Below are 24,235 nucleotides of genomic sequence, written 5' to 3' on the forward strand. Positions count from 1 at the left end.
GACAACAATAATTCACAGGAAACCATCATGTATCTGACCCAAGGACTGCACCGTGTTTTACAGCAGCGCCCACATGCCCTGGCGACGGTCTTCCGCGACCGGCGCCACACCTATGCGCAACTGGCCGACCGCGTAGCCCGACTGGCCGGCGCCCTGCAGCAACTGGGCATGCAGACCGGCGACCGCGTGGGCCTGCTCGGTCTGAACTCCGATCGTTTTCTCGAGTACTTCCTGGCCACCTGGTGGGGCGGTGGCGTGGTCAACCCGGTCAATATTCGCTGGAGCGTGGCGGAAATCGTCTATTCGCTGGACGACTGCGACACACGTATCCTGATGATCGACGACACCTTCCTGCCAATGGCCGAAACCATTGCCGGCACCGCCAGGGTGCGGCCACTGTTGATCCACATCGGCGAAGGCCCGACGCCCGAGGGCATGCTGTCCTACGAGCAACTGATTCGTGAAACCGAACCTGTCGATGATGCCTTTCGTGGCGGTGAGGACCTGGCCAGCATCCTGTACACCGGTGGCACCACGGGCCGGCCAAAAGGCGTGATGCAGTCGCACATGAACCTGTGGTCCGCCGCCGTGGCCCGTGCCGCCGATGTCCCGGTGCCAACCGATGCGCTGACCTTGCACATCGCTCCGATGTTCCACCTGGCCGCGCTGTCGCGGGTGATCCTGATCTCGTTGCTGGGCTTGCCGAGCATCTTCGTCCCGTCGTTCGACCCGCTGAACGTGATGCAAACCATCGAACGCGAGCGCATTACCGACATCCTGATCGTTCCGACCATGATCCAGGCCTTGATCATGCATCCGGAGTTCGCCAACTACGACCTCAGCAGCCTGTGCAGCCTGACCTATGGCGCCTCGCCGATTGCCGTGCCCCTGCTGGAACTTGCCCTGAAAGCCCTGCCGAATGTCGAGTTCACCCAAGGCTATGGCATGACCGAGGCCGCGCCGCCCATCTCCGCCAACGGCCCGGAAAACCATGGCCCCGAAGGCATCGCCAATGGCCGGTTGCGCTCGGCCGGGCGCCCAGGACTGGGTGTGACGGTGCGCATCGTCGATGAAAACGACAACGAAGTCCCACGCGGTACGGTTGGTGAAGTGGTGGTGCGTGGCCCGAACATCATGCTCGGCTACTGGAACAAACCCGAAGAAACGGCCCAAGCCCTGCGCGGCGGCTGGATGCACACGGGCGACGGCGCCTACATGGACGACGACGGTTACATCTACATTGTCGACCGCTTCAAGGACATGATCGTCAGCGGTGGCGAAAACATTTATTCGGGAGAAGTCGAAAGTGCGATTTCCAGTCACCCGGCCGTCGCTTCGTGCGCGGTGATCGGCATTCCCTGCGCGCATTGGGGTGAGGCGGTACACGCGGTGATCGTGCTCAAACCTGATCGCCAAGCGGCTGGCGCCGAGATCATCGAGCATTGCCGTCGGCAGATCGCCGGCTACAAGACACCGAAGTCGGTCGAGTTCCGCGCCGCGCTGCCGCTGTCCGGTGCCGGCAAGGTGCTCAAACGCGACCTGCGCGAACCGTTTTGGGCCGGCAAGGACCGGAGTGTCAGCTGATGGCGCTGGACAATGGAGGGGCAACGATTCCTGAGGGGTTCACAGCGCTGGAAGGCCTCTCGGGCTTCCTGCGCAATTGCGGTGACTTCTTCCTACATGATGAACGGCCGATCATGGCCGTGCGTCTGCAGCCGCATCATCTCAACTACGTGCGCATCGCCCATGGCGGTTTCCTCGCCACGGTTGCGGACAGCGCCTTCGGCGTCGTTTTACGGCGCCATGTGCGGCCGCCATCGGTTGCACTGACAGTCAACCTGAACGTCGATTACATCGGACCAGTGCGCGAAGGCGAATGGCTGGAGGCGCATGTGGAAGTGCTCAAGACCGGTGGCACCTTCATCAACGCCAGCTGCCTGCTGAAGGTCGGCGAGCGCCTGGTGTTGCGGGCCAACGGTGTCTTCACCACCTGGAAAGGCAAGACACCATGTACATGACCCAGTGTCTGCAACGCACCCTGCAGCAAAACCCGGAGCACCTAGCGACGATTTTCGGCGATCGCCGCCAGACCTATCGACAGTTTGGTGAACGTGTCGCTCGCCTGGCGGGCGCCTTGCAGAACCTCGGCATGGCGGCGGGTGACCGGGTCGGCATGCTGGCGCTCAACTCCGACCGTTATCTTGAGTACATCATGGGCGTGTGGTGGGGCGGCGGGGTGCTCAACCCGGTCAACATTCGCTGGAGCGTGGCGGAGATTGTCTATTCGCTGGACGATTGCGCCACCGGCTTCCTGATTGTCGACGAGCACTTCGCGGCGATGGCCGAAGGTATCCGCAAGAGCGCCCGTCAGGCGCCACGGTTTATCTACGCCGGGGACGGTGAAGTGCCGCCGGGCATGCTCGGTTATGAGCAGTTGCTAGCCCAGGCAACGCCGGTCGAAGATGCCGGGCGCGGCGGGGAAGACCTCGCCTGCATCATGTACACCGGCGGCACCACCGGGTTTCCCAAGGGGGTCATGCAGTCCCATCTGAACCTGTGGTCGGCGTGCATGCCACGCATGGTCGACATGCCGCCGATACGCGGTGGCCGGTTGTTGCACGTCGCACCGTTGTTCCACGTCGCCGGCATGGCCCGCGCGTTGATCCAGTTCATGGCCGGTGAAACCCATGTGCTGCTGTCGGGTTTCGACGCGGCTGAGGTGCTGCAAGTGATCGAGCGGGAGCGGATCACCGAGACGCTGCTGGTGCCGACCATGATCCTCGCGCTGCTGGCCCTTCCGGACTTCGATCGCCATGACCTGGGTAGCCTGAAACGCTTGACCTACGGCGCGTCGCCCAGCGCTGGCGAAATGGTGGAACAGGTGTTGGCCCGGCTTCCGGATCTCGAGCTTTCTCATTCCTACGGACTGACCGAAGCTTGCCCGGTGGTGTCGAGCAATCTGCCGTGCAATCACACGCCGCAAGCGCGCCAGAGCGGTTTGTCCCGTTCCGTCGGGCGGGGCGGCTTGGGGGTCAACGTGAGGATTGTCGACCCGCAAGGCCAGGAAGTTCCGCGAGGCACCGTGGGCGAGATCATCGTGCGCGGGCCGAACATCATGCAGGGCTATTGGAACAAGCCTGAAGAAACCGCCCGGGCATTGCGTGATGGCTGGTTGTACACCGGTGATGCCGCGTACATGGACGAGCAGGGGTACCTGTTCATCGTCGACCGCCTCAAGGACATGATCGTCAGCGGTGGCGAGAATGTTTACTCGGCGGAAGTCGAAAATGTCCTCGCCCGACACCCGGCCGTGGCGCAGGCGGCGGTGATCGGAGTTCTCCATGAGCAATGGGGCGAGGCGGTGCACGCGGTGGTGGTGCGCAAGCCCGGCGCCCAGGTCGATGCCGAGCAATTGCGCTTATATTGCCGGGAGTTCATCGCCGGCTACAAATGCCCGAAATCCATCGAGTTCCGCGAAGCGTTACCGCTGTCAGCTGCCGGCAAAGTCCTCAAGCGCGAACTGCGCAAATAACCCATTCCACACCACTTCCCCCCGGTAGGAGCTGGCTTGCCAGCGAAGGCGTCCTCACATTCACCGCTGCACTCAAGGGCATCTTCGCCGGCAAGCCGGCTCCTACAAGGGCTGTGTTTCAAACCATCTATTTTCGCTACCCGATCCGGGTGGCTTCACCACCCGCCCGCGTCAATACAGTGGACTCACGAACCAGGCGCAAGCCATGCCTGGCCACCCACTGGAGATCCCGATGCACATCAACCGTACTGTCTACCGTGAAGACCACGAAATGCTGCGTGAATCCGCGCGGCGTTTCTTCGAGCGTGAATGCCTGCCCAAGCAGGCGCAGTGGGACGCCGCTGGCCAGGTTGACCGGGAAACCTGGCTCAAGGCCGGTCGCCATAACCTGCTGTGCCTCACCGTACCGACCGAGTATGGCGGCGGTGGCGGTGACTTCGGGCATTCGGCGGTGTTGATCGAAGAGCTGTACCGCGCCGGCGTTTCGGGCTGGAGCCTAGGCGTGCACTCCGACATCGTCGCGCCGTACATCGTGCGTCTGGGCACCGAAGAGCAAAAGCACAAATGGTTGCCGAAAATCTGCACCGGCGAAACCGTACTGGCCGTCGCGATGACCGAGCCTGGCACCGGTTCGGACCTCAAGGCGATCCGCACCACGGCTGTGCGTGACGGTGACGAGTGGGTGATCAACGGCAGCAAGACCTTCATCAGCAACGGCCTGACCTGCGACATGGTGGTGGTTGTCTGCAAGACCGACCCGAGTGCCGGTGCCAAGGGCTGCAGCCTGATCATGGTCGAGTGCGACCGTGAGGGTTTCCGCCGCGGACGCAAGTTGGAAAAGGTCGGCCAGCACGCCGCCGACACCGCCGAGCTGTTCTTCGACGATGTGCGCGTGCCGGTGGGCAACCTGCTCGGTGAAGAAAACAAAGGCTTCATGCACCTGATGGAAGAGCTGCCGCAGGAGCGCCTGGTGATCGCGCTGTACTGCGCCGCCAAACTCGAACGCCTGCTGGAGCAGACCGTCGAGTACGTGAAAGACCGCAAGGCGTTCAACCAGACCGTCTGGGACTTCCAGAATACCAAATTCAAGCTGGCCGACATCAAGGCCCAGGCCACGGCCGTGCGCCTGACCATCGACCACTACATCGGCGAGCACATGCGTCGTCGCCTGACGGTTCAGGAGTCGGCCATCGCCAAGCTCTACGCCACCGAAACCCTGTGCAAGTGCATCGACGACATGGTCCAGCTGCACGGCGGCTACGGCTACATGATGGAGTACCCGATCGCCCGCGCCTTCGTCGACATGCGCGTGACCCGCGTCTTCGGTGGCACCAGCGAAGTGCTGCGCGAACTGATCGCGCGCCAGTTGTGATCCTTTCCCCCTCATTTTTCAGGTGACAGCATGAGCGAAAAAGTACTGGTAGCCGGTGTCGGCATGATCCCGTTCCGCAAGCCGAGCGAGAGCCCGACCTACGTGCAGATGGGCGCCGAAGCGGTGCGTCGCGCCCTGGCCGATGCGGGTATCGATTACAAGCTGGTGCAAGAGGCGTACGCCGGTTATGTCTATGGCGATTCCACGTGCGGCCAGACCGTGTTGTACGAAGTGGGCATGACCGGGATTCCGGTGGTCAACGTCAACAACAACTGCTCCACCGGTTCCACCGCGCTGTACCTGGCGCGCAAGGCCATCGAATCCGGTTCGGTCGACTGCGTCCTGGCGGTGGGTTTTGAACAAATGCAGGCCGGTGCGCTGAAATCCCATTGGGATGACCGTCCACCTACCCGCGAGCGTTTCCTGCCGATCCTGCGTGGGCTCACCGCCGATATGGACGGCATGGCCCAGGCTATCCGTACCTTTGGTGGTGCCGGGCGCGAGTACATCCAGAAATACGGCATGAAAATGGAAACCTTCGCCGCCGTGCGCGCCAAGGCCAGCCGTCATGCAGCTAACAACCCACTCGCCTTGTTTCGCAAGGTGCTCAGCGTCGAAGACGTGATGAACGACCCGGTGATTCTGCCGGGCGTCATGACCCGCCTGATGGCTTGCCCGCCAACCTGCGGTGGTGCCGCGGCGATCCTGGTTTCCGAGCGTTTTGCCAAAAAGCATGGCCTGCGCCGTGACGTGGAAATCGTTGCCCAGGCAATGACCACCGACACCCCTGAGTCCTTCAACTTCGAAAAGCCATCGATGCTCGATTGGGTCGGCACGCACATGACCCACGCGGCCGTCGGCCAGGTCTACGAGAAGGCCGGTGTCGGCCCGCAAGACATTGACGTCTGCGAACTGCACGACTGTTTCGCCCAGAACGAAGTGATCTGCTACGAGTCGCTGGGCTTCTGCCCTGAAGGCGGCGCGGAAAAATTCGTCATGGACGGTGACAACACCTACGGCGGGCAAATCGTCATCAACCCGTCCGGTGGCCTGCTGTCGAAGGGGCATCCGCTGGGTGCTACCGGTCTGGCGCAGTGCTATGAGCTGACCCAGCAACTGCGGGGCAACGCCGATCAGCGCCAGGTCGAAGGCGCACGCCTGGCGATAGCGCACAATCTGGGCCTGGGCGGCGCGTGTGTGGTGACGCTCTACGGCAAAGTCGACGGAGGTGGCCAGTGAGCAACCTGCTCGACGCCTTTCGTTTGACCACGCTACCGGAATACGCGGAAGCCTTTCGCAGCGAGGTCAAAACCTTTCTGGCAGCGCATCTGCCACGGGTTGCGGCCGATGTGCGGGCGCGCAGCTGGACCGGATTCGACGCCGCATTCAGCCGCGAACTGGCCCGGCGTGGCTGGGTCGGCCTGACCTTGCCGCAAGCCTATGGCGGTGCCGGGCTGGATGTGTTCAGCCGCTTTGTACTGGTCGAGGAATTGCTCTCGGCCGGTGCCCCGGTCGCCGCGCACTGGATCGCGGATCGCCAGAGCGGGCCGCTGATCCTGAAATTTGGCAGCGATGCACAGAAAGATTTCTACCTGCCGCGTATCTGCGCAGGCCAGGCGTTCTTCTGTATTGGCATGAGCGAGCCCAATTCGGGCTCCGACCTGGCCAGCGTGCGCAGTCGTGCCACCCGTTGCGAAGGTGGATGGCGCCTGAGCGGGCGCAAGATCTGGACCACCAACGCACACCATGCCAACTACATGATCGCCCTGGTGCGTACCAGCGGTGCGCCCGAAGACCGCCAGAACGGACTGTCGCAATTCATCATCGATCTCAAGCAGCCAGGTATCAGCATTCGCCCGATTGTTGACCTCGCCGGTGATGCGCATTTCTCCGAGGTGGCATTCGACGATGTGCTGCTCAGCGAAGACGCCTTGGTGGGCGACGAGGGCAGCGGCTGGAAACAAGTCAACGCCGAACTGGCCTTCGAGCGCAGCGGGCCTGAGCGCTTCTACTCCAGTGTGGTGCTGCTTGATCTGTGGGCTGACACCCTGCGTCGCAACGGTGCAAGCGCCACCGAAACGGTATTGCTTGGCAGTTTCATCACGCAACTGACCAGCCTGCGCAACCTGTCGCTGGCGCTGACAGCCTTGCTCGCCCAGGGCGAAAGCCCGGTGGTGGAAGCAGCGTTGGTCAAGGACATCGGCACTGAATTCGAACAAGCGATTCCGGCGGCGATTGCCGCATCGATCAGCGCTGATCCGGAGGCGCCTATCGACGAGGAGTTGTACCGCACCGTCGCCTACCTGAATCAGGTCGCACCGACCTTCTCGTTGCGCGGCGGCACCCGGGAAATCCTGCGCGGCATGATCGCCCGTGGCCTGGGCCTGCGTTGATATCGAATAGGAAAACATCGTCATGTTCACTGAAGCCATAGAGAAAATATTGACCGACTTGTGCACACCGGCACAGGTCCGCGCGGTTGAAAACGGTGACCGCGCCACCGCCATGTGGCGTGAGCTGGAGGACGGAGGTTTTCTGGAGCTGCTGACGCCGGAAGTGGCCGGCGGAGCGGGGCTGTCGCTGGCAGCGGTGTTCCCGATTTTCCTCGCCTTTGGACGTTATGCCCTGCCGCTTCCGGTCGCCCAGAGCATTGCCGCCCGGGCGTTGATGCGTGACTGCCCGCAGGCGCCACCGAGCGGCATGCTGACCCTGGCCGGCACCGCTCATCGCGAGGCCGATGGCAGTGTGTCCGCCCCGCGCATGGCTTATGGCGCACTGGCCGAATTCGCGCTGGTGAATCTGGGCGGCGAACTGCGGTTGCTCGATTGCAGTCAGGCGCGACGCGTTTGTAGCGGCGTTCATGGCAGCCAGTGCGCCACGCTGTATTGGCCGCAGATTGCCGACGGTATCTCGCTGGGCGGCAACGGTGCCGAGGTTCGTCAGTTCAGCGCTGCCATTCATGCCGCGGCCATTGCCGGGGCGATGGAGAGGGTGCTCGACATGACGCTCGCGTACTGCAATGACCGGGTTCAGTTCGGCAAGGCCATCGGCAAGTTTCAGGCGGTGCAGCATCAGCTCAGCGTGATGGCCGAGCAGGTGGCGGCTTCCCGTATCGCTGCCGAGCTGGCTTTCACCGGCAATCGTTCGGTTCCCAATGCAATTGCCACAGCCATCGCCAAGGCCCGCACCAGCATGGCGGTGCCGCCAGTCACCGCCACGGCTCACGCACTGTTCGGCGCCATCGGCGTGACCGAGGAACTGGATCTGCAGCTGTTCACCCGCCGCTTGCACGAGTGGCGCGTCAGCGAAGGTTCGGAAGCTCACTGGAACGGTCTTGTCGGCCAGGCGCTGTTGGCGCAGCCACAGGTCGGCGCCAGTCAATTCGTGCGCAACGTCATCCAGTCACAACCCGCTTGAGGACTCCACCCATGAGCCATTTTTTGAAGTATGAACAAGAGGGGCATGTCGTCACGCTGACGATGAACGATCCCGAGCGGCGCAACCCGTTGACCGGTAACAGCGCCGTTCCCGAGTTCCTCGAAGCCATCGAGCGGATCGAGCGCGACAGCAGTGTTCGCGCCGTCATCATCACCGGTGCCGGCAGCGCCTTCTGTTCCGGTGGCAACGTGCGCGACATGGACCGCTACGCGCAAATGTCGGGCATGGAGTTGCGTCAGGAATACCGCACCGGCATCCAGCGGTTGCCACTGGCGCTGTTCAACCTGGAAGTGCCGGTTATCGCGGCGGTCAATGGCGCCGCCATCGGCGCAGGTCTCGATCTGGCCTGCATGTGCGATATCCGTGTGGCGTCCGAGCAGGCGAAGTTTGCCGAAAGCTTTGTCAAGTTGGGGATCATTCCCGGCGACGGTGGGGCGTGGTTGTTACCGCGCATCATCGGTTTGTCGCGAGCAACCGAATTGACCCTGACCGGACAAATGATCGACGCCCGCCAGGCCGAACAATGGAACCTGGTGTCCCGCGTCGTACCGGCCGAACAGTTGCTGGACAGTACCCGGGAAATCGCCGCGGCCATTGCTGCCAATCCGCCCCATGCCGTGCGCCTGGCCAAGCGCCTGTTGCGCGAAGCCTTGCACACACGCCTCGACACGCTGCTGGAAATGTCCGCGACCTTCCAGGTGCTGTCGCACCAAACCTCGGATCACCGTGAAGCCGTGGCGGCGTTCATCGAGAAGCGACCCGCGACTTTCACAGGGTAAGTGTCACCGCGCGTAACGCTCGCTGAGCGCCTCTCGAACAGGGTCGTTACGCCGCTAGAAAAACCGCAAAAAACGCGCCCTGCAAATCACCCATTCGGGTGTGAGGGCATCCCGGGAGCCTCGCTAGCATGGGGCTCTCAACACATCATCCTTAACCGGGGAAACCGCATGACAAAAACAACAATGCGCGGAGTCTTCCAGCCAAGTCTGCTGGCCGTAGCTGTAGTCGTTGCCACTTGCGCGAGCCATCAAGCTCACGCTGTCGATTTCAATATCGGGGAAATTGAAGGGAAGTTTGATTCGTCGCTGTCGATCGGTGCCAGTTGGTCCGCGGCAAACCCGGACAAACAGTTCATTTCCAACTTCAACTCCCAGGGCGTAACCGGTGGCGAGTCCGCCTCGCGCACCACCGATGACAACCGTTTGAACTTCAAGAAAGGTGAAACCTTCTCGAAGATCTTCAAGGGTGTGCATGACCTGGAGCTCAAATACGGCGACAGTGGTGCCTTCGTGCGCGGCAAGTATTGGTATGACTTCGAGTTGATGGACGAGAGCCGTCCGTTCTACGACATCAATGACAGCGGTCGTGATCGCGCGGCGAGATCGTCCGGGGCGATGTTCCTCGATAGCTTCGTGTACCACAACTACACCATCGGCGATCAGGTCGGCAACGTGCGCCTAGGCAAGCAAGTGGTGAGCTGGGGCGAGAGTACGTTCATCGGCAACTCGATCAACAGCATCAACCCGGTCGACGTCGCCGCCTTACGTCGTCCTGGCGCGGAAGTGAAGGAAGGCCTGATTCCGGTCAACTTGCTCTATGTGTCCCAGGGCCTGGCGGACAACATCACGGCGGAAGGTTTTTATCAGCTGCAGTGGGATAAATCGGTCGTCGACAACTGTGGCACGTTCTTCGGCAGCGATGGTGTGGCACAAGGTTGTGATGACCGTCTGGTGATCGCCGGTCAGGACCTGCCGCCCGGTGCAGCGAAAAACACAGGCAGTCTGGCCGCCATCGCAGCCGGTACCGATGACGCATTCATCCCGCGCCTGAACGACAACGATGCACGCAACAGCGGACAATATGGCCTGGCTTTGCGCTGGTATGTGCCGGAGGCCAACGACACTGAGTTCGGCGCCTACGCGATGAACTATCACAGCCGCAACCCCTACCTGAGCATCACCCAGATGAGCAACCCGGCCGGTGGCTTGGCCTCGGCGCGAAGTGCCCGTTACTTCATCGATTATCCGGAAGACATTCGCCTGTACGGCCTGAGCTTCCAGACCAACGTCGAAGGCGTGGCACTGGGTGGCGAAGTCAGTTACCGACCGAACATGCCGCTGCAGTTGAACACGGCTGACCTGTTGTCCGCCGCGACCTTCGGCGCGACCTCACCGCTGATCACCACCGGCTTCGCCGGGCGCAACCTGGGCGCCGAGGTCAATGGCTACAAACGTATGCCGGTGACCCAGGCGCAAGTGACCGCCACCCAGTTCTTCGATCAGGTGCTCGGCGCCAGCCGCCTGACGCTGGTGGGCGAAGTCGGTTACAACCACATCAGTGGCCTGGGCAAGACAGATGGCTCGGACCTGCGCTTCGGTCGCAGCCCTGCGTTTGGCTCCGGTGAATTGCCGGGTGTTGCCGGTGCAGCCACCTGTCGCGGTACCGCCCCGGGCACGCCGACGGCGAGCAACCCGGCGCAGGAATGCAACGACGATGGTTTCTACACCAGTAACAGCTGGGGCTATCGCCTGCGCGGCAAGCTGGATTACCAGAACGTGTTCGCCGGCATCAACCTGTCGCCCAACATCGCCTGGTCCCATGACGTCGAGGGTTATGGCCCGAACTTCGATGAAGGCTCAAAAGCCGTCAGCCTGGGTGTCGACGCCGATTACCAGAATACCTACACCGCCAGCCTGAGTTACACCAATTACTTCGGTGGCGATTTCAACACCAACGTCGACCGCGACTACGTCGCGCTCAGCTTCGGCGTGAATTTCTGATGCAACGTTGCCAGAGGATCCTGAACATGAACGCACGTATTATTCTGCGCGCTGGCGCACTGAGCCTGTCGTTGCTGGCCAGTAGCGTCATGGCCGCCGTCACTCCCCAGGAGGCTGCTCAGTTGGGCACTACGCTGACGCCCCTGGGCGCTCAGAAAGAAGGCAATGCCAACGGCAGCATTCCCGCCTGGACCGGTGGTCTGAAGCCCGGTGCGGCACCGCTCGACAATGGCTTCCTGGGCGATCCGTTCGCCGGCGAGAAGCCACAGGTCGTGATCACCGCGGCCAATGCCGAACAGTACAAGGACAAGCTGACACCGGGCCAGCTGGCGATGTTCAAACGCTACCCGGACAGCTACAAGATCCCGGTGTACAAGACCCAGCGCACGGCGGCTTCGCCACAGAATATCTATGACATCGCCAAGAAAAGTGCGGTGACCACCGAACTGACCCCTGACGGCAATGGCCTGCTGAACTTCGCGCAAACACGCTACTACCCGTTCCCGATTCCGAAGAACGGCGTCGAGGTTTACTGGAACCACACCAACCGTTATCGCGGCGGCAACATGGAGCGCCAGGCCGCCCAGGCTGCACCGCAGACCAACGGTTCGTACTCCATCGTCGAGTACGACGACAAGCTGGCGTTCCCGCAACTGATGGAAGGCGTCGAGGCCGGGCAGGGCGACAACGTTCTGTACTACTACAAACAGGAAATCACCGCGCCTTCGCGCATGGCCGGCAGTGTGATCCTGATCCACGAGACCATCGATCAGGTCAAGGAGCCGCGCCTGGCGTGGGTCTACAACGCCGGTCAACGCCGCGTACGCCGTGCACCGCAAGTGGCCTACGACGGCCCGGGCAACGGTTCCGACGGCATGCGGACCGCCGACAACACCGACATGATGAACGGCGCGCCAGATCGCTATGACTGGAAACTGGTCGGCAAAAAGGAGCTGTTGATCCCGTACAACAACTATCGGTTGCAATCGCCGAAGCTCAAGTACGACGACATCATCAAGCCGGGGCATATCAACCAGGACCTGACCCGTTATGAATTGCACCGCGTGTGGCACGTGGAGGCAACCTTGAAGCCGGGCGAGCGTCATGTGTATGCCAAGCGTGACATGTACTTCGACGAAGACACCTGGCAGCTGGCCGAAGTCGATCACTACGATGGCCGTGGCCAGCTGTGGCGGGTCGCGGAAGGTTATGCGCTCAACGACTACGAGCGCGGCGCCTCCAACTTCGCCATGCTCGGCATCTACGACTTGATCGCCGGTCGCTACAACGTGCTGGCGATGACCAACCAGTCCAAGCATGCGACCACCTATGGCATGACTGCGAAGATGACCGACTTCACGCCATCGGCGCTGCGTAACGCCGGCATCCGCTGAGTCTATGTCCTCGCTTGACCCAACGCCCTGTTCGCAGGGCGTTGTGCGTTCCGTCGGCTACCACCTGATGCGGGTGGCGCGCTTGCGACGGTCTTGCCCAATGATGGCATCCACACACCATCAGCGAGGTCCGCCATGTTTGTGCCACGGCCGCATTTGTGCGACGTACTCAAGCGCGAGCAGCGCCGCTTGCAACTGCTTTGCGCCCCTGCCGGTTATGGAAAAACAGCGTTGTTGCGCGAGTATTTGCGCGACGTGGCTGCGCCCGGGCGGGTGGTCTGGTTGAGTCTTGGCGGACAAGCGCAGACGTTGGAATCCTTGGGCTTGAAGCTCGCTGATGCTCTGGGGTGGGTGGCGACTGATCCATCGCCTTCGCTGGCAAGCCAGCTCCTACAAGGCCTCGCGGACACCTGTAGGAGCTGCCTTGCCAGCGAAGAGTCCCTTTCAGGCAATAGATTATCAGCGATCTCGCCACTTCGATTGGTCTTCGATGATCTGCCGTCGCAAATGCCAACGGATCTGAACCACTGGTTCGACCAGCTCCTGTCCCTCGACAACCCGCAATTGCAAGTTCTGGTCACCTGCCGCCAGCGCCCCGAATGGAACCTGCCGCAGCTGATGCTCAGAGGCGAATTGCTGGAGCTCGATGCCAGTCAACTGGCCCTGCGCCCTGATGAATTCGAGTCGCTGCTCAATCGGCTAGCGCCGACCGCCGATACCGCCTCGCGGGAAACCCTGTGGCATCAAACGGCCGGCTGGTGCGCCGGGGTTCGTCTGCTGCCCACGGCATTGCTCGGCCCCTACCTTGAGCGTGAGCTGCTGTCGCGCCTGAGCGAAGAACAGTGTGAGGTCCTCTTCGGCCTGGCCCATTTGTCCAAGACCAGCGTCGACCTCTGCGAACAGCTCTGGGAAGAGCAGCAGGGCGCCCGGGTGTTTAAGAGCCTGCTCGACGCCCAGGCGTTTCTCGTTCCGATCGACCATCAGCCCGGCTGGTTTCGCTTGTTGCCCGCCGTGGCGCAGTCGCTGCAACAGCGGTTGAGTGGCGCGCCGTTGAATCGCCTGCGCTTGCGCGCCTGCCAGTTGCTCAGTGTTCTGGGACAAGTCGACGATGCGGTCGAGCAGGCACTCAGTGCCGATCAGCCAGAGGTGGCCGCAAACTACATGGAGCGGTTGTGGCTGAGCTGGATCCTGAGTGAGCGCCATCTGGACCGCTTCATGGACTGGCGCCAACGCATCGAACCGCAATTGCTCCAGAGCAGTTCGCGGTTGATCTATTTGTGCGCCAAGGCGTTGCTGTTCAGTGGCCGCCTGGATGAAGCCGAGGAATGCCTGCAACGCCTCGGGCATTTCCTGCCACTGCCCGATCCCCACCGCAGTCAGCGTTTGTTGGCGAACTGGCAGGCGTTGTATGGGACTTTGCAGGCGTTGCGCGGCCACGCCGAACAGGCGCGCCTGCATTGCCATGCCGCCCTGCGTTACCTCACCGCACAAGACTGGCTGTCGGTGCTGCTGTGCCACTGCACCCTGGCGCGCATCGCCATGAACACCGGCGAGCTGAACGAAGCCCAGGTGTTACTGGAGCATTCCCTGGAGCTGGCGCGGCGCCAGGGCAGTCGGGAGGCCGAGGTGCTGGTGAACACTGATCGGGTGCGTTTGATGCTGCTTCAAGGACAGTCGGGATTGGCCCAATCGCTGTTGCGCACCGAACTTGCGCAACTGACGGGCAGCCGGACCCAACCTTATCCACTGCTCGGTCGCCTGATGTTCCTGCAAGGCGAGTTGCTGTTGCAGCAAGGTCACCTCGAAGAAGCCCGGCAAGTGGTGCAAGACGGGCTTTTCCAAGTACGCGACTGCTGTGCGCCGTTCGTGCTCAACGCCTATTTGCTGTTGTCCGAGATGGCTTCGCGCAAGGATGAGGTTGAGCAGGCGCATCTGCTGCTGCACGAAGCCGAGCGGCGCATGCACTGGGGCAAGATCGACCGAGCGTGTTACCAGCGTCCGATCGCCCTGCAAAAAGCCCGCAACCTGTCCCGGGAATTCGAGGCCGACAGCGACAAATCCCCGGTGACGCATGTCAGCGGCGTGCCGGATTACCAGGACGGCCTGACGCCCCGCGAAGTGTCGGTACTCAAGTTGCTGGCCGAAGGCCTGTCGGTGCGCGAAGTCGGCCATCGCCTGTTCATTTCGGTCAATACCGTCAAGACCCACGCCAAGAATATCAACGTCAAGCTCGGCGCCTGCCGTCGAACCCAGGCCATCAACAGTGCCAAGGCGATGGGCATCCTGGCGTGAACCGATCGGCTGAAAACGCCACCCACCTGATCCGGGTGGCGGCGCGGCGCGACCGATGATCAACCATGCAGACAACCCCGACGCAAAGCTGCGCAATCGCGGTGGCGTCCAGATAACAACAAGAGAGGTATAGATGAGCGCCATCGAGAGTTGGACGAGCACGGACATCCGCACGGTTCTGGAAAAACAGCGGGCGGCCTTCCTGGCCAATGAGCCCTGGACCGCCGAGCAACGCGGTGAGCTGCTCGATCGGGCGATCAGCCTGCTGGTCAACCACGAACAGGAAATCATCGACGCCCTGACGGCGGACTTCGGCCATCGCAGCCCGGGGTTCTCCAAGGGCAGTGAAGTGCTCTCGCCACTGGCCACCCTCAAGCAGACCAAGGCCGAACTGGTCGAGTGGATGCGCCCGGAAAAACGTCAGGCCAGGGCTGGTGAAGCCTGGGTTCAGTACCAGCCGCTCGGTGTGGTCGGTATCGTGACGGCCTGGAACGTCCCCGGCTACATGGTGTTCAGCGGCCTCGCCGGCGCCTTGGCCGCCGGCAACCGGGTGATGATTAAACCCTCGGAATTCACCCCGCATACCTCGGCCCTGATCGCGCGGCTGATCCGCTCGGTCTACGCCGAAGACGAAGTGGCGGTGGTGCTGGGCGGTGCGGACGTCGGGCAGGCGTTTTGCGGCCAGCCGTTCGATCATCTGCTGTTCACGGGCGCTACCAGCATCGGCAAGCACGTGTTGCGCGCGGCGGCGGAAAACCTGGTGCCGGTGACCCTGGAACTGGGCGGCAAGTCGCCGACCATCATTTCCCGCACCGCGGACTTCAAGGATGCGGTGGCGAAGACCGTCGTCGGCAAGCTGCTCAACGCCGGCCAACTGTGCGTCGCGCCGGACTACGTGTTCGTGCCGCGGGAGTCGGTCGATACCTTCATCGCCATCGCCAAAGCGGTGGTCGCCGGCTTCCTGCCGACCCTCAAGGACAATCCTGACTACACCTCGATCATTAACAGCCGTCATTACGAACGCTTGCTGGGCTACCTGAGCGAAGCACGCGAGGCCGGAGTCGAGCTGATCGAATTGAACGCGGCCGCAGAAGATTTCAGCGACAGCAAGCTCAACAAGATCGTGCCGACCCTGCTGCGCGACCCTGGCAACGAACTGCAAGTGATGCAGAACGAGATTTTCGGCCCGCTGCTGCCGATCAAACCTTACGACACCATCGCCGAGGTGATTGCCCAAATCAACGCGCGGCCGCGTCCGCTGGCCCTGTATTACTTCGGCAAAGACGCAGCGGAAGAAGCCCAGGTGCTGACCCGCACCTGTTCTGGCGGCGTAACCCTCAACGGTGTGTTGAGCCATGCCAGCACCGAAGGCCTGCCGTTCGGCGGCGTCGGCCAGAGCGGCATGGGTGCCTATCACGGCATCGATGGCTTCCGCACCTTCAGCCACGCCAAAGCTGTGCTGCGCAACGAGCCCAATCCGGCCTGAACCCCCATTCATTCTTGAGAGAACTGCCATGAAAGCTGCTGTATTCCACCAGGTTGGAGCCCCGCTGGTCATTGAAGAAGTGGGCATCAGCAAACCCGGCCCCCGTGAAGTGCTGATCCGCACCAAAGCGGTCGGTGTCTGCCATTCGGACCTGCATGTCATCGATGGTTCGTTCCCGTATCCAGGGCCGTTGGTACTGGGCCATGAAGCGGCCGGTGTGGTCGAGCAGGTCGGTTCCGAAGTGCGATCGGTCAAGCCGGGCGATCATGTGGTCACCTGCCTGACGGTGTTCTGCGGCCACTGCGATCACTGCGTGACCGGCCATCTGGCGCGCTGCGTGTCGCCGGAAACCAAGCGAGGCAAGGACGAAGAATCGCGCCTGACCTACGTGCAAAAGCCGATCCCTCAGTTCGTCAACCTGTCGGGCTTTGCCGAACAGATGCTGGTGCACGAAAACGCCTGTGTCGCGATTCGTCGCGATATGCCGCTGGACCGCGCGGCGCTGCTCGGTTGCGCTGTGACGACCGGCACCGGTGCGGTATTCAACACCGCCAAGGTGCGTCCGGGCGAAACCGTGGCGGTGATTGGCTGCGGCGGTATCGGACTGGCGGCCATCAACGGCGCAGCACTGGCCGGGGCAGGGCGGATCATCGCCATCGACATGCTCGATTCCAAACTGGAATTGGCCAGGCAGTTCGGCGCCACCGACCTGATCAATGGCAAGGATGGCGATGCCGCCAAACAAGTGATGGAACTGACCCGTGGCGGTGTGCACCACGCCTTCGAATGCATCGGCCTCAAGCAGACCGCCGAGCAAGCGTTCGCCATGTTGGCGCGCGGCGGCACCGCCACCGTGATCGGCATGCTCAAGCCCGGCCTGAAAATCGAGCTGGACCCGCTGCAACTGCTGCACGAACGCCGTATCCAGGGCTCGTTGATGGGCTCCAACCGCTTCCCGGTGGACATGCCGCGCCTGGTGGACTTCTACATGGCCGGCAAGCTCAAGCTCGACGAAATGATTTCCCAGCGCATCAAGCTGGAACAGATCAACGATGCGTTCGATGAGCTGCGTCGTGGCGAGCTGGCGCGCTCGGTGATCATTTTCGACGAATGAAACCTTTGAATTGCCTCTGACCCCTGTGGGAGCCATCACGCTCCTGCGGGGTTTTTCGCAGCATTCGAATAAGTGCCTGACCAAGGGTTTTTGGAGTTCATTGATGGATATTGATTTCACAGCGGACGAGCGCGCTTATCGCGAAGACGTCCGAGCCTGGTTGCGCGACCACCTGCCAACCGAATTCGCCAAGCGCATTTCCCAGGGCAAACGCTTGAGTAAAGAGCATCAAGTGCAATGGATGCAGACACTCAACCGCCAAGGCTGGCTGGCCCCTGGCTGGCCGGTGGAATACGGTGGCACGGGCTGGAGCGACGTGCAAAAGCACATTTTCGATGAAGAGTGCTTCGCCGCCGGAGCGCCGAAGGTGGTGTCGTTTGGGCTGAAGATGGTCGCCCCGGTCATCATCAAGTTCGGCACGGCCGAGCAGAAAGCAAGATTTCTACCGCGCATCCTCACCTGCGAAGACTGGTGGTGCCAGGGTTACTCCGAACCGGGCGCGGGCTCCGATTTGTCGTCATTGAAAACCCGCGCCGTACGCGAGGGCGATCACTATGTGGTCAACGGACAGAAGACCTGGACCACCTACGCGCACTATGCCGACTGGATGTTCTGTCTGGTACGTACCGACCCGGATGCCCGGCAGCAGCGCGGTATTTCCTTTCTGCTGCTGGACATGAAGACCCCAGGCATCACCGTGCGCCCGATCATCACCCTCGACGGCGAGCATGAAGTCAACGAAGTGTTCTTCGACAACGTGCGGGTGCCGGTGGCCAACCTGGTCGGCGAGGAAAACAAGGGGTGGACCTGCGCCAAGTATTTGCTGACTCACGAGCGCACCAGCATCGGTGGGATCGCACAGAACAAGGCGCTGCTCGGTCGTCTCAAACGCATCGCCAGTCAGGAAGTTCGCGACGGTCGGCCATTGATCGACGATCCGCTGTTCCGGGCACAGATCGCCGAAGTCGAGATGCAGTTGATGGCCGCTGAAATGAGCAGCCTGCGTACCCTGGCGGCGGTTCGCGATGGCGGCGTACCGGGCGCGGAGAGCTCGTTCCTGAAGATCAAGGGCACCGAAATTCGTCAGGCGATCACCTGGTTGATCAGCAAAGCCGTGGGCCCGTACGCCTTGCCGTTCATCGAGGACGAGCTGGGTTACGGCAACGAGGCGTTGCTATACACCGACTACAGCAGCGCGGCCACCTATCAGTATCTGGATGCGCGCAAGGCCTCGATCTACGGCGGGGCCAACGAGATCCAGAAGAACATCATCGCCAAAATGATTCTTGAACTGTAAGGGGTCGACCATGGATTTCAAACTGACAGAAGAGCAGCTGATGCTGCAAGACACTGCCGCCAGGTTGGTGCGTGATATCTACGGTTTCGAACAGCGCGAAGCATTCAGCCAGAGCGAGCCCGGTTTCAGCCGCGAGTTCATGCAGCAACTGGGAGACCTGGGCCTTTGCGCCGTGCCCTTCGCCGAGGCGTACGGCGGGTTTGGTGGCAGTGGCGTGGAGAACATGCTGGTCATGACCGAACTGGGCCGTGGCCTGTGCCTGGAACCCTATCTGCATTCGGTGATTTTCGCCGGTGGCCTGATCAGTCAATTGGGCACCGAAGCACAGAAGCAAACCCTGCTTGCGCAACTGGGCAGCGCCCGTTTGCAGATGGCGGTCGCCGTGGATGAGCCTCAGAGTCATTACCAGTTGCACGACGTGCAGACCACTGCCATAGCGGTAGCGGGAGGCTGGAAGCTCAACGGTCGCAAGTCGGTGGTCGTCGGTGGCCAGAGCGCCGGGCTGATTCTGGTCTCGGCGCGTACTGGTTATGGCTCGCGTGACGAGCAGGGCATCAGCCTGTTTCTGGTCGATCCACAGCACAGCGGCGTGCGCCGCCGTACGTTCGCAACCATGGACGGACGCAAGGCCTGTGAGCTGTACCTCGATGAAGTGTTCGTCAAGTGCGACGCGGTCCTGGGCTCAGTGGGGCAGGCCCTGCCAGCGCTTCGTTACCAGCAGGGCCGCTGCATCGCGGCGCAATGCGCTGAAGCCGTGGGCAGCATGGAAGCCGTGTGCGCCTTGACCCTCGACTACCTGAAAACCCGCCAGCAATTTGGCCAGCCCATCGGCAAGTTCCAGGTGTTGCAACACCGCATAGTGGACATGCGCATGGAACTGGACCAGGCCACCTCCATGACACTGCTCGCGGCCTGTGTGGCCGATCAGGAAGGCAGTCACGAGCGCAGCCGCATCCTCGCGGCCGCCAAGTTCATTGTCTGCCGCGCCGCCCGCTTTGTCGCCGACCAAGGTATTCAGTTGCACGGTGGAATCGGCCTGACTTGGGAATACGTGCTGTCGCACCATGCCAAGCATCTGTTAATGATGGGCCGTCAGTTTGGCGATGACGACCACCATTTGCAGGCGTTTGCGAAGTTAATGCAGGTGACGTGACTCGTTGTGTACCGCTTGAGCATACTATGGGCGAGACTGCTTGCGATGAGTTAAGCGGCTACAACTGCCCATTGCATTCTCCACCAAGCTCGCCCAACAGTTCTTGTGAAGAGCGGTATTAAGAGAGCTTATGCAGGGTCCACAGTTGTTAGGCTTGAAGTGTGAATTGGAATCCATTACTTCCTTTATGATCAGCCGTTACTTGTGGCCAATGCTCTGGAGCAGTTGATACCATTCGTCAAATAAGCATCTTTGACGAACTTCGACTCAATGTCCACGCTTCGTGTGGCTCTTGCCACACGAAGCACCTAACCTTTCCCAAGGTAAGGGTAGGGGAGACATTACTAGGTGTTTGGATTAGCGAAAAAGATCGGGTCGGCTTACAGAGGATCATCATAATGAAATCAGAGTACGCCTTATCAAAAAACATACAGCGCACGATCACGCGAATCCAAGACAATTTCATGCGATTTCTTCCGAGATCTGCGAGCTCCGACGGCAGGCATGCTCACGCGAGGCCGCGAAGAGCTAAAATGTCAAATGGAACTCATCGATGGAGTGCATGAGTTAAGTCCAATGTACTGAGTGGGGCAGCCCCGATTACTTCATGTGCTAAAGCCACGAAGAATCATTTTCGTGACTTTCTAGGTCCATGAACTCTCGAGAATATTTTTTAAGATGAATTTTTTGATTTTTAAGTGACGACACCCAGTAAGAAAGTTTTCAACGTGCGCCATGAAAGAATTCAAGGTTGACTGATTTCCGGCATTCCAGTTTATGTCAACCACACCAGTGGGCGTTTACCGCTCGGTGCTCAAAGTATTGGAAGGAGGGTGCTTTACCGACATAATCGGCGAAGCGCGAAGCGCGTGTTAAAATCGTAACCCTCAAAACAGTAGCATTGTGCGTAAAGCGGCCCACGTAGTGGACGCTATTACAAGGAAAAAGAAGAGGGCACTGCTGTTTCATCTAACCAACAGTCAAGTACGGTTAATATCACACTGAACTTAACTCAACTAAATAGCCGTTTAGTTGAGCTAGTAAATGATGTCACGTAAAGGTCGTTACGTTGCCATAGGCGATAGACCACTTTCAATAGCACATATCTCTCGTCAGACAGTGGTGTCAGGGCGCTTTGATGTAGTCCCCTTATCTCGCGGGTTGCCAAAAACTGGAAGTTACGACTGACGATAAGTGTATCCGTACCAAGCGGCAAATCCCGGAGTTCGAACAGTATTACAGAGCGTTGGAACACCAGGCGCGCCAGGCAAATCAAGGCGAACACGCAGGGTCAGAATTACTCTGTTAACTTGTTTTTTGACTTGTTAACCACCGTAGTTAACAAGTCAAAATTGTGGTTAACAACGGTACCGGATTGGCATTTTACTGAGCTTTTAATCTGCCAGATTCAGGAGAGTTTCCAGAGTGTTTGGCGGGAGGAAAGCTAGAAAGCCTTCAAACGCAAGGTGTTCACCGCCAAACCGTCAGTATTTGCAAGTAAATCCGGCGGCGCTTTTGCATGTGTGGCAGCCCTTGAAATCTGCGCACCAACCCACGCTGAACGCTTCAGATTTCACACAGCGACGTGTTTTCGGATGGGCTTGCCGCGTAAGTAATGCCGTAAACGAGCGAACTCGTCCCCAAAAAGCTCCTTTAATCAAACGAATAGGCGAATCCGCATACGGTGCGCAATCACGTTCATCAAGGGCGACATTTCTGGATTCGCCGCTCATGACGTAAAATCACGGACAATGACGGTCACAAAGGCTGCGCCAGAGCCTTCAGCGCGCTGATGATTGCCGGACAAGTGGCCTGTAAGCAAATCCGTGAACGTGAGGCGAAAGGCTCGATTTACACGATTACTTCCCATTTTTTTACATGATTACTTCTGAGAACTTTTACCTAGGCCTGACACAGTACCGTCGACCAGCTTGGTAACATCTAGTTACGTGTAATGTATATTATGTTAAATCATGTGTTATGTCAGACGTATTCATTGTTTGAGCTAGATGATCAACGCTTGTCAGTGTCGTTAATTAACCGGAAAGCCCCTCCCTCATCTATGTGGTTGAATTTGTTCAAAAATATCTTTTCTCATATAAAGCACGTTCCACGTTGTCGTGAATTAACCGGAAACGAGGGCTGTAAATTGTGAGATTCACAACGCTGTTAACGTAATTCCGGTTAATTCCGGTCGATTTTTCCGGTTAATTAATGGTTTTTTTCGGTTGTCTAGATGCACATTTCTGAACACTAATTTCTCTCTAGCCCTTACGCGGACGGCTTTACAGCCAATTTCACAGGTGAAATATTCGATAAGAAAAATGACGATGGTTTGCGCGTTTTTTCCGGTGAATTACTGCACGCCCCCTCAACACACAGCTTTAAAGGGAGATGCCTTGAGAGCTGGGAATTACGGTCCGACGTCCAATGGTGGATCATGACTCTGTTTTTAAACAGGAGCCTACTATGCCAGCGCATCGGAACACCGCCTTTCGGGAGCAGTAAATGCTCGATCTCGCGAAGAATGCCATCCTTGATAGTGGTGACTTTCTCTCTCTGGAGCAAGCGGCTCAGCGGCTTGGTCTGCCCCCTGTGAATCTGGATGATTGGGAAACGGAGGGAAAGATTTTTTCAATTCAGCATTGCGGCTGTTCACGGTTTCCGATGTACGCCTTCCTGGCCGGCGAGAGTCACGGGCCGGTGCCTGGACTGAAGATGATACTCGGATGTTTTGAGAACGAAAAAAGGAGGATGGGGAATCGCATTTTGGTTTGCTTCTCCCAGCAGTTACCTCGGAGGCAGTCGACCCCAAAATGTGATTTTTCCCGATGCAGATGAAGTGTTGCTTGCGGCCCAAGATGAGGTGGCAGGTATCACCCACGGATAGATAGGAAGGGTTCTACGTATGTGTAATAACCGATAACGCGCAGACTCGGTTATTGCAGGTCTGCCGAACGTTGCCTATCATCGAGGCACGTAGTTCAGTCTCTTGTCCGGTGTTTACATGGCCACAACTCCAGTTCCTTTATTTGAAGCGTACAACCGTTTTCGAAACCTGAATTTTAGTCGCGTGACTGATGAACTGCCTCTTGTCACTCAGTTCCTGTCCTCCTTTCCGTCAGAGTTGAAGGCTCAAGATGGTTACCTGGCGGTTCGCGGATTTCTAAAATCCTACTCAAACAATGAAGCCACGTTCAATTCATACCGCACCCATGTTGAACGTCTTCTGCTGTGGTCTCTTCTGATCGCCAAAAAGCCGCTGCTCGAACTCAAACGCCATGATTGTGAGAGTTTCCTGGAATTTTGCTTACAGCCTCGTCCTGAGTGGATTGGTCCTATCGTCAAATCGAGATTTACCCGGGTGGGAGGTCGTAAGGCTGCTGAAACTGACACCTACATCATCAACGTCAAATGGCGACCCTTTAACGTCAAAATCGATAAGCAAATTCGCAAGGTCGCTGCGGAGAACAGTAAAGGTTTAGAAGAGACAGCCTACAAAATGTCTGCTGGTTCGATGGGCCAGGTGTTTGCTGTTTGTGGCAGTTTTTTTCAGTGCGCCATCGACGAAGGCCTGACCGCTGACGCCAATCCCATCCGGTCAGTCAAACAAAAATCCAACTTTAAGCAGCGCAACACTGTGATCAGCTCGGGTAAGGCGCTGACTCCACTCCAGTGGAATTACGTAATCGAGACCGCAGAAGTCATGGCCGCCGAGGATCATAGGCACGAGCGAACGTTATTCATTGTGGCCACCCTCTTCTCCCTTTATCTCCGAATCTCTGATCTCGTCGGTCGGGACAACTGGCAACCGACGATGGGTTCGTTCGAGTTTGACGCTGAAAATTGGTGGTTCAACGTCGTGGGTAAAGGCAATAAGGCCGCAAAAGTCAGTGTGCGGGACGAATACATCGAAGATTACTTGAAGAGGTACAGGATCACCCTCTCGCTCCCCCCATTGCCGTCTCACAAAGAAAGTACGCCGCTTGTTAGAACGATCAGAGGCCGCGCCGGTCTCTCGGATCGGCACATTCGTGCACTGATTCAGTTGGTGTTCGACAGATCACTTCAACGCATGAAGGATGAAGGCCAAAGTGACCTGGACATGGACAAACTTCGTTCGGCATCCCTGCACTGGCTTCGCCACACGGCGGCTACCTTTGACGCGCCGTTTCGCGATATCAAAGATCTGCAAGCCGACTTGCGCCACGAAAGTATGTCGACAACGCAGAACACGTATTACAACTCCCTCGATCAGAAACGTGCGAAGTCTGTTAAGGGGCTAGGAATCAAAGACAGAGGTTAAAGCTAATCAGCTCACTGGCGCTCGCCACGTAAGCGCAGGCAGGCTGAGACTTTGCGACCCAGCACACAACG

17 protein-coding genes are annotated in these 24,235 nt (G+C 59.4%); all 17 read left to right on the plus strand.

Going from position 1 to position 24,235, the window contains the following annotated elements; all coding sequences use genetic code 11:
* The first annotated feature begins 27 nt into the window (after positions 1-27).
* The 17 genes from J1D76_RS00585 (at position 28) to J1D76_RS00665 (ending at position 24,164) form a co-directional block, all read left to right on the plus strand.
* Positions 28-1,584 (plus strand): acyl-CoA synthetase, encoded by a 1,557-nt coding sequence (locus tag J1D76_RS00585; RefSeq protein ID WP_421136521.1) that lies wholly within the window; start codon positions 28-30, stop codon positions 1,582-1,584.
* On the plus strand, positions 1,584-2,018 hold the full coding sequence (locus J1D76_RS00590) for a PaaI family thioesterase (RefSeq protein ID WP_421136522.1): 435 nt from the start codon (positions 1,584-1,586) through the stop codon (positions 2,016-2,018). Before J1D76_RS00585 ends, J1D76_RS00590 begins: the two co-directional genes overlap by 1 nt.
* Positions 2,009-3,532, plus strand: a complete 1,524-nt coding sequence (locus J1D76_RS00595; RefSeq protein ID WP_419710481.1) for an acyl-CoA synthetase — start codon at positions 2,009-2,011, stop codon at positions 3,530-3,532. The genes J1D76_RS00590 and J1D76_RS00595 overlap by 10 nt, the downstream gene beginning before the upstream one ends.
* A gap of 232 nt (positions 3,533-3,764) precedes the next feature.
* Positions 3,765-4,904, plus strand: coding sequence for an acyl-CoA dehydrogenase family protein (locus J1D76_RS00600; RefSeq protein WP_419713041.1), 1,140 nt, complete (start codon positions 3,765-3,767; stop codon positions 4,902-4,904).
* A gap of 30 nt (positions 4,905-4,934) precedes the next feature.
* Positions 4,935-6,143: a lipid-transfer protein gene (locus tag J1D76_RS00605; protein WP_421136523.1), complete on the plus strand. Its 1,209-nt coding sequence runs from the start codon at positions 4,935-4,937 to the stop codon at positions 6,141-6,143.
* Complete coding sequence (locus tag J1D76_RS00610; RefSeq protein ID WP_421136524.1) at positions 6,140-7,297, plus strand: acyl-CoA dehydrogenase family protein; 1,158 nt, start codon at positions 6,140-6,142, stop codon at positions 7,295-7,297. The genes J1D76_RS00605 and J1D76_RS00610 overlap by 4 nt, the downstream gene beginning before the upstream one ends.
* A 22-nt stretch (positions 7,298-7,319) precedes the next feature.
* Positions 7,320-8,321: an acyl-CoA dehydrogenase family protein gene (locus J1D76_RS00615; RefSeq protein WP_421136525.1), complete on the plus strand. Its 1,002-nt coding sequence runs from the start codon at positions 7,320-7,322 to the stop codon at positions 8,319-8,321.
* Between the two features lie 11 nt (positions 8,322-8,332).
* A complete protein-coding gene (locus J1D76_RS00620; RefSeq protein ID WP_421136526.1) occupies positions 8,333-9,121 on the plus strand; it encodes a crotonase/enoyl-CoA hydratase family protein in 789 nt (262 codons plus the stop codon).
* Between the two features lie 168 nt (positions 9,122-9,289).
* The gene (locus tag J1D76_RS00625) at positions 9,290-11,122 is read left to right on the plus strand and encodes a DUF1302 domain-containing protein (protein WP_419710486.1); all 1,833 of its coding nucleotides are present in this window, start codon (positions 9,290-9,292) and stop codon (positions 11,120-11,122) included.
* Positions 11,123-11,148: 26 nt separating this feature from the next.
* Positions 11,149-12,516, plus strand: coding sequence for a DUF1329 domain-containing protein (locus J1D76_RS00630; protein ID WP_421136527.1), 1,368 nt, complete (start codon positions 11,149-11,151; stop codon positions 12,514-12,516).
* 135 nt (positions 12,517-12,651) lie between these two features.
* A complete protein-coding gene (locus J1D76_RS00635) occupies positions 12,652-14,808 on the plus strand; it encodes a LuxR C-terminal-related transcriptional regulator (RefSeq protein ID WP_421136528.1) in 2,157 nt (718 codons plus the stop codon).
* 133 nt (positions 14,809-14,941) lie between these two features.
* The gene (locus J1D76_RS00640; RefSeq protein WP_419710489.1) at positions 14,942-16,294 is read left to right on the plus strand and encodes a coniferyl aldehyde dehydrogenase; all 1,353 of its coding nucleotides are present in this window, start codon (positions 14,942-14,944) and stop codon (positions 16,292-16,294) included.
* A gap of 28 nt (positions 16,295-16,322) precedes the next feature.
* Positions 16,323-17,408 (plus strand): Zn-dependent alcohol dehydrogenase, encoded by a 1,086-nt coding sequence (locus J1D76_RS00645; protein ID WP_247254938.1) that lies wholly within the window; start codon positions 16,323-16,325, stop codon positions 17,406-17,408.
* A 103-nt stretch (positions 17,409-17,511) separates the two neighbouring features.
* Positions 17,512-18,705 carry an acyl-CoA dehydrogenase family protein gene (locus tag J1D76_RS00650; RefSeq protein ID WP_421136529.1) on the plus strand — a complete coding sequence of 398 codons (1,194 nt, stop codon included), beginning with the start codon at positions 17,512-17,514 and terminating at the stop codon, positions 18,703-18,705.
* A gap of 10 nt (positions 18,706-18,715) precedes the next feature.
* The gene (locus J1D76_RS00655; protein WP_421136530.1) at positions 18,716-19,858 is read left to right on the plus strand and encodes an acyl-CoA dehydrogenase family protein; all 1,143 of its coding nucleotides are present in this window, start codon (positions 18,716-18,718) and stop codon (positions 19,856-19,858) included.
* A 2,508-nt stretch (positions 19,859-22,366) separates the two neighbouring features.
* Positions 22,367-22,699: a hypothetical protein gene (locus J1D76_RS00660; RefSeq protein WP_421136531.1), complete on the plus strand. Its 333-nt coding sequence runs from the start codon at positions 22,367-22,369 to the stop codon at positions 22,697-22,699.
* A 166-nt stretch (positions 22,700-22,865) separates the two neighbouring features.
* A complete protein-coding gene (locus J1D76_RS00665) occupies positions 22,866-24,164 on the plus strand; it encodes a tyrosine-type recombinase/integrase (RefSeq protein WP_421136532.1) in 1,299 nt (432 codons plus the stop codon).
* Positions 24,165-24,235 lie beyond the last annotated feature (71 nt).

The sequence above is a fragment of the Pseudomonas sp. NFX15 genome (assembly GCF_049132105.1).
Classification (GTDB): Bacteria; Pseudomonadota; Gammaproteobacteria; order Pseudomonadales; family Pseudomonadaceae; genus Aquipseudomonas.

Coding starts and splice junctions, on each gene's coding strand:
- J1D76_RS00600 (WP_419713041.1), top strand. CDS start 3,765: ATGCACATCAACCGTACTGTCTACCGTGAAGACCACGAAATGCTGCGT.
- J1D76_RS00650 (WP_421136529.1), top strand. CDS start 17,512: ATGGATATTGATTTCACAGCGGACGAGCGCGCTTATCGCGAAGACGTC.
- J1D76_RS00660 (WP_421136531.1), top strand. CDS start 22,367: ATGCTCGATCTCGCGAAGAATGCCATCCTTGATAGTGGTGACTTTCTC.
- J1D76_RS00590 (WP_421136522.1), top strand. CDS start 1,584: ATGGCGCTGGACAATGGAGGGGCAACGATTCCTGAGGGGTTCACAGCG.
- J1D76_RS00615 (WP_421136525.1), top strand. CDS start 7,320: ATGTTCACTGAAGCCATAGAGAAAATATTGACCGACTTGTGCACACCG.
- J1D76_RS00585 (WP_421136521.1), top strand. CDS start 28: ATGTATCTGACCCAAGGACTGCACCGTGTTTTACAGCAGCGCCCACAT.
- J1D76_RS00605 (WP_421136523.1), top strand. CDS start 4,935: ATGAGCGAAAAAGTACTGGTAGCCGGTGTCGGCATGATCCCGTTCCGC.
- J1D76_RS00595 (WP_419710481.1), top strand. CDS start 2,009: ATGTACATGACCCAGTGTCTGCAACGCACCCTGCAGCAAAACCCGGAG.
- J1D76_RS00655 (WP_421136530.1), top strand. CDS start 18,716: ATGGATTTCAAACTGACAGAAGAGCAGCTGATGCTGCAAGACACTGCC.
- J1D76_RS00625 (WP_419710486.1), top strand. CDS start 9,290: ATGACAAAAACAACAATGCGCGGAGTCTTCCAGCCAAGTCTGCTGGCC.
- J1D76_RS00665 (WP_421136532.1), top strand. CDS start 22,866: ATGGCCACAACTCCAGTTCCTTTATTTGAAGCGTACAACCGTTTTCGA.
- J1D76_RS00635 (WP_421136528.1), top strand. CDS start 12,652: ATGTTTGTGCCACGGCCGCATTTGTGCGACGTACTCAAGCGCGAGCAG.
- J1D76_RS00640 (WP_419710489.1), top strand. CDS start 14,942: ATGAGCGCCATCGAGAGTTGGACGAGCACGGACATCCGCACGGTTCTG.
- J1D76_RS00645 (WP_247254938.1), top strand. CDS start 16,323: ATGAAAGCTGCTGTATTCCACCAGGTTGGAGCCCCGCTGGTCATTGAA.
- J1D76_RS00630 (WP_421136527.1), top strand. CDS start 11,149: ATGAACGCACGTATTATTCTGCGCGCTGGCGCACTGAGCCTGTCGTTG.
- J1D76_RS00620 (WP_421136526.1), top strand. CDS start 8,333: ATGAGCCATTTTTTGAAGTATGAACAAGAGGGGCATGTCGTCACGCTG.